The 13,050-nt window shown below is 64.1% G+C and carries 10 protein-coding genes; 9 read left to right on the plus strand and 1 reads right to left on the minus strand.

Annotated features, from left to right (window positions below; all coding sequences use genetic code 11):
- The 4 genes from ACLPJJ_RS08650 to ACLPJJ_RS08665 all read left to right on the plus strand — a co-directional run.
- The coding region (locus ACLPJJ_RS08650; RefSeq protein WP_443590571.1) for an efflux RND transporter permease subunit at positions 1-2,511 on the plus strand (2,511 nt) is incomplete at its 5' end.
- Positions 2,508-5,792 carry an efflux RND transporter permease subunit gene (locus ACLPJJ_RS08655; RefSeq protein ID WP_443590572.1) on the plus strand — a complete coding sequence of 1,095 codons (3,285 nt, stop codon included), beginning with the start codon at positions 2,508-2,510 and terminating at the stop codon, positions 5,790-5,792. The genes ACLPJJ_RS08650 and ACLPJJ_RS08655, both read left to right, overlap by 4 nt.
- A complete protein-coding gene (locus ACLPJJ_RS08660) occupies positions 5,789-7,249 on the plus strand; it encodes an efflux transporter outer membrane subunit (protein ID WP_443590573.1) in 1,461 nt (486 codons plus the stop codon). Before ACLPJJ_RS08655 ends, ACLPJJ_RS08660 begins: the two co-directional genes overlap by 4 nt.
- A 166-nt stretch (positions 7,250-7,415) precedes the next feature.
- The gene (locus ACLPJJ_RS08665) at positions 7,416-7,622 is read left to right on the plus strand and encodes a cold-shock protein (protein WP_183264833.1); all 207 of its coding nucleotides are present in this window, start codon (positions 7,416-7,418) and stop codon (positions 7,620-7,622) included.
- A gap of 74 nt (positions 7,623-7,696) precedes the next feature.
- On the opposite strand, the gene ACLPJJ_RS08670 is transcribed toward ACLPJJ_RS08665, so the two are convergent.
- On the minus strand, positions 7,697-8,263 hold the full coding sequence (locus tag ACLPJJ_RS08670) for a hypothetical protein (protein ID WP_443590574.1): 567 nt from the start codon (positions 8,261-8,263) through the stop codon (positions 7,697-7,699).
- A 133-nt stretch (positions 8,264-8,396) separates the two neighbouring features.
- On the opposite strand from ACLPJJ_RS08670, the gene ACLPJJ_RS08675 reads away from it, so the two are divergent.
- From ACLPJJ_RS08675 to ACLPJJ_RS08695, 5 genes are all read left to right on the plus strand, one after another.
- Positions 8,397-9,674 (plus strand): RsmB/NOP family class I SAM-dependent RNA methyltransferase, encoded by a 1,278-nt coding sequence (locus tag ACLPJJ_RS08675; RefSeq protein WP_443590575.1) that lies wholly within the window; start codon positions 8,397-8,399, stop codon positions 9,672-9,674.
- Positions 9,671-10,204: a GNAT family N-acetyltransferase gene (locus ACLPJJ_RS08680; RefSeq protein WP_443590576.1), complete on the plus strand. Its 534-nt coding sequence runs from the start codon at positions 9,671-9,673 to the stop codon at positions 10,202-10,204. The genes ACLPJJ_RS08675 and ACLPJJ_RS08680 overlap by 4 nt, the downstream gene beginning before the upstream one ends.
- Positions 10,205-10,220: 16 nt before the next feature.
- Positions 10,221-11,771: a glutamine-hydrolyzing GMP synthase gene (gene guaA, locus ACLPJJ_RS08685; RefSeq protein WP_443590577.1), complete on the plus strand. Its 1,551-nt coding sequence runs from the start codon at positions 10,221-10,223 to the stop codon at positions 11,769-11,771.
- Between the two features lie 291 nt (positions 11,772-12,062).
- Positions 12,063-12,479: an Arm DNA-binding domain-containing protein gene (locus ACLPJJ_RS08690; protein ID WP_443590578.1), complete on the plus strand. Its 417-nt coding sequence runs from the start codon at positions 12,063-12,065 to the stop codon at positions 12,477-12,479.
- A complete protein-coding gene (locus ACLPJJ_RS08695; protein WP_443590579.1) occupies positions 12,445-12,909 on the plus strand; it encodes a tyrosine-type recombinase/integrase in 465 nt (154 codons plus the stop codon). Before ACLPJJ_RS08690 ends, ACLPJJ_RS08695 begins: the two co-directional genes overlap by 35 nt.
- Positions 12,910-13,050: the final 141 nt, after the last annotated feature.

Raw genomic sequence — 13,050 nt, forward strand, 5'->3', positions numbered from 1 at the left:
GTCAATTCGCCGAAGGGCAGCTTCTCCGGCCTGAAACAGAGTTTCACCATCAACGCCAATGACCAGATAACCGATGACAGCGACGACAAGAAGAATGGAGAGCGCCAGCTCGAACCCGGCATCCGAAACGGAGGCGCGGATGGAGGTGGTGCCATCGCTCATCACGGCAATCCGGTCTATCTTGGTGACGTGGCGAAAATCATGTCCGCGCCGCAGGATACTGAGCTCGGCGCCTGGGCGAACCGCACGCCCGCCATCGTGCTCAACATTCAGCGTCAGCCGAATGCTAATGTCATCGCCACCGTGGATGCGATCAAGCGCGCGCTGCCTGTGCTCACCGCCGGGCTGCCGGCTTCCATGCAGATCGCCGTGATGAGCGATGGCACCACCTCCATCCGCGCCTCCGTTTCGGATGCCGGGTTCGAGCTGGCGCTCTCCATTCTTCTTGTCGTCGCTGTCATCTTCCTCTTCCTGCGCAACATGCGGGCGACCATCATCCCCAGCATCTCGGTGCCGGTCTCGCTCGTCGGTACGCTTGCCTTCATGTATCTTTGCGGGTTCTCCCTCGACAATCTCTCGATCATGGCGCTCATCATCGCCACGGGCTTCGTCGTCGATGACTCTATCGTGATGATCGAGAACATCTCCCGCTATCTGGAGATGGGCGAGACCCCGCTGGAGGCCGCGCTGCAAGGTGCTGGGCAGATCGGCTTCACCATCATCTCGCTCACCGTGTCGCTCATCGCGGTGCTGATCCCGTTGCTGTTCATGGGCGATGTCGTCGGGCGGCTGTTTTCCGAATTCGCGATCACGCTCGCCTTCACCATCGTCATCTCGGCGGTCGTCTCCCTTACCCTGGTGCCGATGCTGTGCTCGCGTCTGTTGCACCGCAAGGGCGAGGACAAGCCCAACCGGTTCGAGTCCTGGAACGAGACGCAGTTCAACCGCCTGATCACCGGCTATGGGCACGCGCTCACCTGGGTGCTGAAACATGATCGTGCCACGCTGTTGGTTGCCATTGGCACGCTGGCACTCACCATCCTGCTCTACGTGTTCATCCCCAAGGGGTTCTTCCCGGTACAGGATACAGGCGTTATCGAGGGCTTCTCCCAGGCCACGCAGGGCACCTCCTACGCCGCCATGGCGGCGCACCAGCAGGCCCTGGCCGATGCGCTTCTGAAGGACAAGGATGTTGTAAGCCTCACCTCCTATATCGGTGTGGATGGCAGCAACACCACGCTGAACCAGGGACGGTTCCTCATTAACCTGAAGCCCAAGAGCGAGCGCAGCCTCTCCGCCGCCGGAATCATTCCCCGGCTGAGCCAGGAGGTGGCGGGCGTGCCGGGCGTGGCGCTGTATCTACAGCCGGTGCAGAGCCTCACGCTCGATACCACCATCTCACCCACGCAATACCAGTTCGCGCTGGAGGGAGCGTCTCAGGCGGATCTGCAAACCTACGTGCCGCGGCTGATGGCCAAACTCCAGGCGTTACCCCAGCTTACCGGCGTTGCCAGCGGGCTGCAGGCGGCCGGGCAATCCGTGTATGTCGATATCGACCGCACGAGTGCCGCGCGCTTCGGCATCACCGCGGCGACGGTGGATTCGGCGCTGTACGATTCCTTCGGCCAGCGCATCATCTCCACCATCTTCACGCAGACCGACCAATACCGCGTTATCATGACCGTGGACCCGGCGAAGATGACGTCCGCCGCATCGCTGGGGAACATCTATCTGCCGTCCTCTGCCGCCTCGGGCGGGCAGGTGCCGCTTTCCGCTATTGCCAGCTTCAACATCCAGACAGCGCCGTTGCTCATCGAGCATCTCGGCCAGTTTCCGGCCACCACCATCTCCTTCAACCTAGCACCCGGCGCTTCGCTGGGGGGGGCAGTGAAGGCAATCCAGAAAGCCGAAGCCTCGCTGAACCTGCCCGCTTCGATGCAGACGAGCTTCCTGGGTGCTGCGGCGGCATTCCAGAATGCCCTGACCAACGAGGTCTTCCTGCTCATCGCCGCCATCGTCGCCGTCTATATCGTGCTCGGCGTGCTGTATGAGAGCTTCGTTCACCCGGTCACCATCCTCTCCACCCTGCCTTCGGCGGGCATCGGCGCGCTTATCTTCCTCTGGCTCTCGGGCGAGGGGCTGGATGTCATCGGCATCATCGGTATCGTGCTGCTGATCGGCATCGTGAAGAAGAACGCGATCATGATGATCGATTTCGCGCTGCACGCCGAGCGCAACGAGGGCAAACCCCCGCGCGATGCGATCTACGAGGCAGCACTTCTGCGCTTCCGCCCGATCCTGATGACCACGCTCGCCGCCATGTTCTCCGGCTTGCCGCTGATTTTTGGCGGCGGCATGGGGTCCGAGCTGCGCGCGCCGCTGGGCGTGGCCATTGTCGGCGGGCTGCTGGTGAGCCAGGTGCTCACCTTGTTCACCACCCCGGTCATCTATCTGGCGTTTGACGCGCTGGCCAGCCGCTTCGGCCTGCGCCTGAACGCAGCCAGCGCATGAACCTCCCGGCGATCTTCATCCGCCGCCCGGTGGCGACGATCCTGCTCACCATCGGCATCGCGTTGTCCGGCATTCTCGGCTTCCTGAAGATGCCGGTCGCGCCGCTGCCGCAGATCGCCTTTCCCACCATTCAGGTACAGGCCAACATGGCGGGGGCCAGCCCGGAGGCCATGGCCGCCACTGTGGCGGAACCGCTGGAACGGCATCTCGGCACCATCGCCGATGTGACCGAGATGACCTCGCAATCGGGCATCGGCGTCACCCGCATCACGCTGCAATTCGGGCTGGACCGCAATATCGACGGCGCGGCCCGCGACGTGGAGGCCGCAATTCAGGCCGCGCGCGCGGACCTGCCGACGACGCTGCGCGCCAACCCAAGCTACGAGAAGTTTAACCCGGCGGACGCGCCGATCATCGTGCTGGCCATGACCTCGGACACGATGACGCCCGGCCAGCTCTACGATTCCGCCGACACTGTGCTGGCACAGCAGTTCTCGCAGATCGATGGCGTGGGCGATGTGGAACTCGGAGGTGCTGCGCTGCCCGCGGTGCGTGTGGAACTGCAGCCCGGGCCGCTCGCCAAATACGGCATCGGGCTGGAGGATGTGCGCGCCGCCCTGTCCGCGGCCAATGCGAATTCGCCGAAAGGCTATTTCGATATCGGCCCCAGCCGCTACCAGCTCTACACCAACGACCAGGCGAAACTCGCGGCGCAGTACCGCGATCTTGTCATCGCCTACCGCGACGGCTTGGCGGTGAAGCTCTCTGACGTCGCAGACGTTAATGATTCCGTCGAAAACCTGCAGAATGCCGGGTACTACAACGGCAAGCGCGGGGTGCTGGTCATCATCCACCCCAGCCCGACGGCGAATGTCATCCGCACGGTGGACAAGATCAAGGCGATGCTGCCCCAACTGAGCGCCGCCCTGCCGCCCGCCATCAAGTTCGGCATCGCCCTGGATCGCTCGCAATCCATCCGCGCCGCGCTGGCCGACACCGAGCGCACGCTGTTCATCGCCGTGCTGCTGGTGGTGGGGGTGGTGTTCATCTTCCTGCGATCGCCCCGCGCCACGCTTATTCCCGGGCTCGCCGTGCCGGTCTCCATCATCGGCACGTTCGGGCCGATGTACCTGCTCGGCTTCTCGGTGGACAATCTCTCGCTCATGGCGCTCACCATTGCGACAGGCTTCGTGGTGGACGACGCGGTGGTGGTGACGGAAAACACCATGCGCCACCTGGAAGACGGCATGGACCCGCTAAGTGCGGCACTGCGCGGCGGGGCGGAGGTGGGGTTCACCGTGCTCTCCATGAGCGCCTCGCTGATCGCGGTGTTCCTGCCGATCCTGATGATGCCTGGCCTGCTGGGCAAATTGTTCCAGGAATTCGCCGAGACATTGTCGCTGACTATTGTCATCTCGCTGCTGGTCTCGCTCACCACCACGCCGATGCTCTGCGCCCTGCTGCTGCGCCCCGAAAGCGCCAAGTCGGAAGGGCGCGTCGTTGCCGCGCTGGAGCGCGGCTTTGCCGCCACCCGCGCGGCTTATGAGGACTCGCTGCGCTGGGCGCTGCGCCATGCCAGGCTGGTCGGTTTCGGGCTGATCCTTACCGTTGCGCTCAACGTGGTGCTGTTCGTCGTGGTGCCGAAGGGCTTCTTCCCCGAGCAGGACACCGGGCTGGTGATGGGCACCATCCAGGCCGACCAGTCCATCTCCTTCGCGGCGATGAAGCAGAAGCTGCTGCAACTGCAGACCATCGTGCAGCACGACCCCGGCGTGGCCTCGGTGGCCGGCTTCACCGGCGGGCGGACGACGAATACGGGCTTCCTGTTCATCACGCTGAAGCCGTTGTCCGAGCGTCACGTAAGCGCCACGCAGATCGTGGCGCGGCTGCGCCGTCCGCTCGGTCGCATCCCCGGCGCGCAGACCTTCCTGGTGCCAGCGCAGGATCTGCGCGTCGGTGGCCGGCAGGGCAATGCCGAGTACCAGTACACGCTGCAGAGCGACGACGCGGCCGATCTCTACGCCTGGGTGCCGAAGATCGTAGAGGCGCTGAAGCAGGACCGCACACTGGTGGACGTGAACTCCGACATGCAGCAGGGCGGGCTGGAGACGGACATCCACATCAACCGCCCCGTGGCGGCGCGGCTCGACATTACGCCCAGCGAGATCGACAACACGCTCTACGACGCGTTCGGCCAGCGCGGCGTCTCCACGATCTATAACGAGCTGAACCAGTACGAGGTGGTGATGGAGCTGGCGCCGAAATACCAGCAGACGCCCCAGGACCTCGCACGGATCTACATCAGCACCTCGGGCGGCAAGGCGAGCGGCACATCATCCTCTCAGCTTGCCGCCGGCGCGGTGGTGACGAACACCAAGATCACCAACACCACCGCCACCGTGGCGCTGGATTCCGCGACCAACGTGGCGATCAACTCCGTGGCCACCAGCACCGGGGGCGGCGCGTCCTCGGGCGCTGCGGTGAGCACGAACAGCGAGACCATGGTGCCGCTTTCCGCCCTCGCCACGATCGGGCCCGGCACCACGCCGATTGCGGTTAATCACCAGGACGGGCGTGTGGCGGCCACCATCTCCTTCTCGCTGCCGCAGGGCGTGGCGCTCGGCACCGCCGCCGCCGCCATCCAGGGGACCATGACCCGGCTCGACGTGCCGCTGACCATCAGCGGCAGCTTCGCCGGCACCGCCGCGGCGTTCCAGTCCTCCTCGGCCGCCGAGCCGCTGCTCATCCTGGCGGCGATCGCCACGGTCTATATCGTGCTCGGTATTCTCTACGAGAGCACGATCCACCCCATCACCATCCTCTCCACCATTCCCTCGGCCGGGCTGGGCGCCACGTTGTTCCTGCTCATGCTCAACACGCCGCTCACCATCATCGCGCTCATCGGCGTGGTCCTGCTCATTGGCATCGTGAAAAAGAACGCGATCCTGATGATCGACTTCGCCCTGCAACTGGAGCGCGGCGAGGGGCTGACACCGGAGGAGGCGATCTTCCGTGCCGCCTCGCTGCGCTTGCGGCCGATTCTGATGACCACCTTCGCCGCCATTCTCGGCGCGCTGCCGCTGGCCATCGGGCTGGGGCAGGGGGCATCGTTGCGCCAGCCATTAGGGCTTACCATTATCGGCGGGCTTGTCGTCAGCCAGGCGCTGACGCTCTACACCACGCCGGTTGTGTATCTGTGGCTGGAACGGCTGGCGACGAAACTGCGCGGCGGGCGGGACAAGGCGGCACCCCGCCAGGGCAGCATTGTGGAGGCATTATGAAGCGGTTGAGCGTGCTGGGGGCACTGGCCCTTTCCGGCTGCATGGTGGGGCCTGATTACCACAAACCCGTGCTGCCGGTGCCTGCCGCCTACAAGACCGCGCCCGGCTGGGTGGCGGCAAAACCGGCGGATGGCGCGCCGAAAGGCGCGTGGTGGAGCGTGTTCAACGACCCGGTGCTGAACCAGTTGGAGCCACAGGTGGCGGTGAACAACGCCACGCTGAAGGCGGATTACTACGCCTATCAGCAGGCGGTGGAGATTGTGCAGGAGGAGCGCGGCAGCCTCTTCCCCTCGTTTGGCCTCACCAGCACCGCCACGCGCTCCGGCGAGGGCGGGGGCGGCGCCAGCGCCACCGCGGCTTCCGGTTTTGCCCGTTCATCCGGCCCCACCACCTCCGGCACGTTCGAGGGCAACGCCTCCTGGAGCGTCGATATCTGGGGCAAGATCCGCCGGCAGGTGCAGGGTGATGTCGCCGCCGCGCAGGTGAGCGCCGCGGACCTCGCCAATGCCACGCTCAGCGCCCAGGCGGAACTTGCGTCCGATTACGTGAACCTCCGCGCATCGGATGCCGCCATCGCGCTGTATCAGCAGACGGTCGCGGCCTATCAGCGCAGCCTGCAGATCACCGAGAACCAGGCGGCGGCAGGTACGGCCGCACCTTCGGACGTGATCACCGCCCGCACCGAGCTGGAGGGCGCGCAGTCCCAGCTCATCAATGCCGGAGCGGCGCGGGCGCAGTACGAGCACGCCATCGCCGTGCTCACCGGCCATGCGCCGGAAGAACTCTCCATCCCGCCGGGTGCACAGATGGCCAATGTGCCGGTCACGCCGCCTGGCGTGCCAAGCACGCTGCTGGAGCGCCGGCCGGACATCGCCGCGGCGGAGCGCGTCATGGCGGAGCAAAACGCACTCATCGGTGTGGCCGTGGGGGCGTATTACCCGAGCCTCTCCCTCTCCGCGATGGGCGGCTATGCGGCGAACCCGATCAGCGGGCTGTTCGACGTTTCCAACTCGCTTTGGTCGCTGGGGTCGAATGTCTCCGAAACATTGTTCGAAGGCGGCACCCGCAGCGCCGCCGTGGCAGCGGCGGGCGATGCCTATCAGGAAAGCGCGCAAAACTACCGCCAGACCGTGCTGAACGCCTTCCAGAACGTGGAGAACGACCTCTCCAACCTGACGATCTACGAGCAGCAGGCCGCGGTGCAGGCCCAGGCCGTGGCCGATGCCAGCCGCGGGGTGCAGATTACGCTCAACGAATACCAGGCCGGCACCGCCGCCTATACCGCCGTGGTGCAGGCGCAAGTCACGCTGCTTGCCGACCAGCAGACGCAGCTTTCCATCCAGCAGCAGCGCCTGCTCGCCAGTGTCGCGCTGTTCCAGGATCTCGGCGGCGGGTTCAGCGCCTCGGATCTGCCCAGCGCCGCCGCTCTGCAACCGGGGTTGCCGTTCGGGCCGTAATATTGTTTGCGGTTTGCGGCAAAAGGGCGTACACGATGCCCACGGCGCTTTTCGTTATCTGTTGTTGCGTGCTACCCCTGCTTTTGCAGTTCGGCCCCATCCCCTGACAACCGAAGAGTATCATGGTCCGTATGTTGCGGGTCGCTGTTTGTTAAGGAGATGCGATATGGCATCAGGTACTGTGAAATGGTTCAACGCCACCAAGGGCTACGGCTTCATTCAGCCGGATGACGGCTCCAAGGACGTTTTCGTGCACATCTCGGCTGTCGAGCGTGCGAACCTGGGCTCGCTGAACGAAGGCCAGAAGCTTCAGTACGAAGCCAAGCCCGGCCAGCAGGGCAAGGTCTCCGCGGAGAACCTGAAGGCTATCTGATTTCGCTTCGCGGGATTTGAGGAAAGCGGCGCCGTGAGGCGCCGTTTTTTGTGGCGCCGTGCGCGGCACGTCTGTCAGCCGTTAGGCCAGCGGTAGGGCGAGTACCCCTGGATCACGACAAGCCGAGGTAAATTTGGCAGGCCGGGGCTCACCGTTTCCGCTGGACCCAGGTCAGTGTAGGTGAACAGCGCACTCAGCGGCAAGACGCGCGCGTCGATGTCGATGCGTGGAATGCCTGCCTGCACCAACTGGCTGGCGACCCACTCCGCCCGCGCCCAGGCCAGGGCCTCGCGGTTGGCGGGAGCCTCCGAAGGGTCGGCAAAACTGAACACGAGGATGCTCGGAAAGGCATAGTGCCGGTAATCCCCGGCGATCTTCAAGAAAACCGCGGTTTGCAGATTTTTTCCCGGTAGCGAGGTGGCATAGGGCTTGAAGGGGAGAAGGTAGCTATGGGGCGGCGACGGTCCGCCGATGTCGATGCCAGCTATCGCTCTGTTGGGCACGGGCGCCTTGGCTGGCGGCGTGCAGCCAGCCAACTGCAGAAGCGGCAAAAAAGCAAAAACAGCACATGCTGCAGCGCGCCATGATTGTTCCCAGGCGGATTGACGCATTGGCACGGCTTCATCCTTCTCTTCGGCCAAATTTCCAAAAGTTTAGGGCAAAACCGCCGCGTCAGCAATGAAACTGGCTTGACCGCTTTCCACGCCGATCTGAAAAAGCCCTGCCATCTTGCCCGCCATAGGCAGCGCGCCCCCGTGTCGCTATAGCCTGCCCATGACACCCGCTGGACAACTTGCCGCCGCCATCGACCTCCTGGCTGAGATCGAGGCTGATCCGCGCCCGGCCGACGCCGTGGCCAACCATTTCTTCCGCAATCGCCGCTTCATCGGCGGTGGAGACAGGCGGGCCGTCAGCACGCTGGTCTGGGGCGTGCTGCGCGCGCGCCGGCATCTCGGCTGGTGGCTGGATAAGCTCCACGCCCCGCAGACACCGCGCCTGCTGCTCGCCGCCCAGGCCATCTTTTCCGGGCAGACCCCGCATAAGATCGCGCTCGCCTTCACCGCCGGGCGCTATGGCCCGCCGCCGCTATCGCCGGAAGAAGCCGCCGTGCTGGACCGCTTCGCCGGGCACACGCTGGAACACCCGAACATGCCGGAGGCGGTGAAATACGAGATCCCGGACTGGATTCTGCCCAAGCTCAAGGCCCAGTTCGGCCCCGCCCTGGAGGCGGAGATGGCGGCGATGAACGAGCCCGCCCCGCTGGATCTGCGCGTGAACATCCTGAAGACGACGCGCGAGGGCGCGATTGTGGCGCTGGCGCGCGAGGGGCTGCGGGCTGAGCCCTCGCCGTACTCCCCCTGGGGGTTACGCCTTGCCAACCGGCAATCCGTGACGCAGGGCAAGGCGTTCCAGGACGGGCTGGTGGAAATCCAGGACGAGGGCAGCCAGCTCATCGCCCTGGCCGTGGACGCCCAGCCCGGCATGCGCGTGGTGGATTACTGCGCCGGGGCGGGGGGCAAGACCCTCGCCATCGCCATGAACATGGAGAACAAGGGCCATATCGTCGCCTGTGATGTCTCCGCCCCCAGGCTGGAAGGCGCCATCAAGCGCCTGCGCCGTGCCGGGGTGCATAACGCGGAGCGGCATCTGCTGGAGCCGGGCGACAAGTGGCTGAAGCGCCAGGGCCAGAAATTCGACCGCGTGCTGGTTGACGCCCCCTGTTCAGGCACCGGCACTTGGCGCCGCAACCCGGATGCTCGCACCCGCCTGACCGAGGTGGATCTCGCCGAACTCACGCAAAAGCAGGCGATGATCCTCGACCAGGCGCAAAAACTGGTGAAGCCGGGTGGAAAACTTGTTTACGCGACGTGCTCCGTGCTCAATGATGAGAACGAAAAACAGGTGGAGGCGTTCCTGGCCAGATACCCAATGTTCGAGCAGCTTCCCATCGAGGCCCCGGCGGCTTTGCGCGGGCAGGCGTTGCGGCTTTCACCCCGCGTGCATGGCACGGACGGCTTCTTCGCCGCCGTGCTGGTGCGGCGCGAGACGTGATCGCGCTGCGCCGCGCCAGGCTGGCCGACGCACCCGGCATCGCCGCGGTTCACGTCGCCACTTGGCGCAGCGCTTACGCGAATATTTTGCCGGAAGACTATCTGGCTGGTCTTTCCATCTCCCGTCTGGCCCGGCAGTACGAGCATCTCATCCGGCTGGGGTTCGGCGTGCATGTCGTCGCCAGCTACGGCATGCCGGGCGCCCCGCCGGTCCTGGGCTTTTCCACCGCCAGCCGCAGCCGGGAGAGCCGGTTCGGCGAGGGCGAAGTGGAGATGCTCTATGTGCTCGACGACTACCGCGACCAGGGGCTGGGGGGCCAGTTGCTGCGCGCCTCGGCCAAGTATCTGGCCCAGCTCGGTTGCCGTTCCGCCTATGGCTGGGTGCTGCGCGACAACCCCGCCCGTTATTTCTACCAGCGCCTCGGCGGCAAATGCATCGCGGCGGGGATGACACAGGTGGCGGGGGAAGACATCCCGCAGACCGCTTATTCCTGGGATCCGCTCACCACTCTCTTGGACGTGACCGCCTGATGCGCTAGGGGAGCACATGAGCGATGAAAAGATTCTGATCCTGGACTTCGGCAGCCAGGTTACCCAGCTGATTGCCCGCCGCGTGCGCGAGAGCGGGGTGTATTGCGAGATCATCCCCTTCAACGCCGATGTGGCGCGGATGCAGGCTTTTGCCCCCAAGGGCATCATCCTCTCCGGCGGCCCGGCCAGCGTGGCTGAAGAGGGTTCGCCCCGCGCCCCGGAATGGGTGTTCCAGGCCGGCGTGCCGGTGATGGGCATCTGCTACGGCCAGATGACGATGTGCGTGCAGCTTGGCGGCGACGCCAAGGGCGCGGATATCCGTGAATTCGGTGCTGCCTATGTGGATGTGGTGGCCGATTGCGCCCTGTTCGAGGGCGTGTGGTCCGTCGGCGCGCGTGAGAAGGTCTGGATGTCCCACGGCGACCACATCTCCGCCCCGCCGGCCGGGTTCCGCACCGTGGCCGTCTCCGAGGGCGCGCCCTACGCGCTCATCGCCGATGACGAGCGGCGCTTCTACGGCGCCATGTTCCACCCGGAGGTGGTGCACACCCCGCACGGCGCGCAGCTCATCCGCAACTTTACCCATAAGGTCTGCGGCCTCTCCGGCGACTGGACGATGGCGGGCTTCCGCCAAGCGGAAATCGCCAAGATCCGCGCCCAGGTCGGCACCGGCAAGGTCATTTGCGGCCTCTCCGGCGGGGTGGACTCCTCCGTGGCCGCGGCGCTGATCCACGAGGCGATCGGCGACCAGCTCACCTGCATCTTTGTCGACCACGGCCTGCTGCGCGCGGGGGAGGCCGAAGAGGTGGTGCGCGTGTTCCGCGACCAGTTCAACATCACGCTCATCCACCGCGATGCTTCTGATTTGTTCCTTGGTCATCTTGAAGGCGTAACAGATCCGGAACAGAAGCGGAAAATCATCGGCAAGCTGTTCATCGACGTGTTCGACGAGGAGTCCCAGAAGCTCGGCGGCGCCGAGTTCCTGGCCCAGGGCACGCTGTACCCTGACGTCATCGAATCCGTCTCCGCCATTGGCGGGCCGTCGGTCACCATCAAGTCCCACCACAATGTGGGCGGCCTGCCCGCCTACATGAAGCTGAAGCTGGTCGAGCCCCTGCGCGAGCTGTTCAAGGACGAGGTGCGCGCGCTGGGCCGTGAGCTTGGCCTGCCCGAGACCATCGTCGGCCGCCATCCGTTCCCCGGGCCGGGCCTTGCCATCCGCGTGCTGGGCGAGGTGACGCGCGAGAAGGTGGCCGTGCTGCAGAAGGCCGATTCCATCTACCTGGAAGAGATCCGCGCCGCCGGGCTGTACGACGCCATCTGGCAGGCTTTCGCCGTGCTTTTGCCTGTAAAGAGTGTTGGCGTGATGGGCGATGGCCGCACCTACGACAATGTGTGCGCGCTCCGCGCCGTAACCAGCACCGATGGCATGACCGCCGAAGTCTATCCTTACGATGTCGGGTTCCTCACCCGCGTCGCCGGGCGGATCGTGAACGAGGTGCGCGGCATCAACCGCGTCACCTACGACATCACCAGCAAGCCCCCCGGAACCATCGAGTGGGAGTAATTTTTGGTCTGCCGAGAGGTTCGCGGACTATCAAAAAACTAAAATAACATACTGATATAAATAAAAATATCTATCAACGTCTATCGCCATCATTCGGAGGGTAGCGCTCCGTTTTGGTGGTGCCGTTGACGGTATCAACTCCTCTTGCCGTCGGCCCGATGAGGCGATACCGTCAGCTTTTGGAGGCGTTCTGACGGTATTATTTCAACTATATATGATTGAAATATAAGGAAAAACCTAAGACGAGCGGTCCTTTTTCGCTTGACGGTATTTTGGTCAGAGGGAAGTTCTATGCCGACGGACGCGGCGCTGAAGAACCTGAACCCGAAGAAAAAGCCTTATAAAGTCGCAGATCGCGATGGCATGTACGTCGTCGTCGCACCGTCGGGGATGATCACTTTTCGGTTGGATTATCGATTGAATGGCAGGCGAGAGACCGTCACTCTCGGCCAGTATGGTCCGGCCGAACTTTCATTGGCTCATGCCCGTGAAATGACGATCGACGCGCGCCGATCTGTGATAGAGAGCAAATCGCCTGCCCACGAGAAGCAACGTGCGAAGCGGCGGATCAAAGAGGCGAAGAGCTTCGGCGAATTCGAAGAGCGGTGGCTATCCGGAGCCACGATGGCGGACAGCACCCGCGCGATGCGCCGCACCATCTTCGAGCGAGAGCTTGCCTCGGCATACAAAAAACCGCCTTCTGCATGAGATCACGCCGGATGATCTACGGGCGCTTTGTGAAAAGATCGTCGATCGCGGGGCTCCGGCGACCGCCATCCATGTGCGCGATATCGTCAAACAGATCTGCGGTTTTGCGATTTTACACGGCGAAAAGGTCGCCAACCCGGCCGATGAGGTCGGGCCCGCGTCCATTGCTACGTTCGTGCCAAAGGATCGATCCCTGTCTCCGAGCAAGATCCGGGTGCTGCTGAAGCAACTCGAGCACGTCGCCACCCTTCCCACAATCAGGCTCGGGATACGCCTTTTCCTGATGACGATGGCGCGCAAGAGCGAGCTCCAGGCCACCCATGACATTCGAAAGGTGGCACTATGGCTCGGTCACACCAGCCTTCAGAGCACCGAGGCCTATCTGCGGCCTATCTGCGGGCCGACCTCACCGAGAAACTGGAGGCGCTGAACGCAATCGCCGTGCCTAACACTACAGTTGCATTTTTGTTGGAGTTCTGAATCTATGGGCAACCATGGTTCAGAACATGATGAATGGCGGCGCGTCTGTTGAAGATACACTGGAGCTTTGGGCGTGTTCGCTGCGCGATGT

Source organism: Acidocella sp., from assembly GCF_052326845.1.
GTDB lineage: Bacteria > Pseudomonadota > Alphaproteobacteria > Acetobacterales > Acetobacteraceae > Acidocella.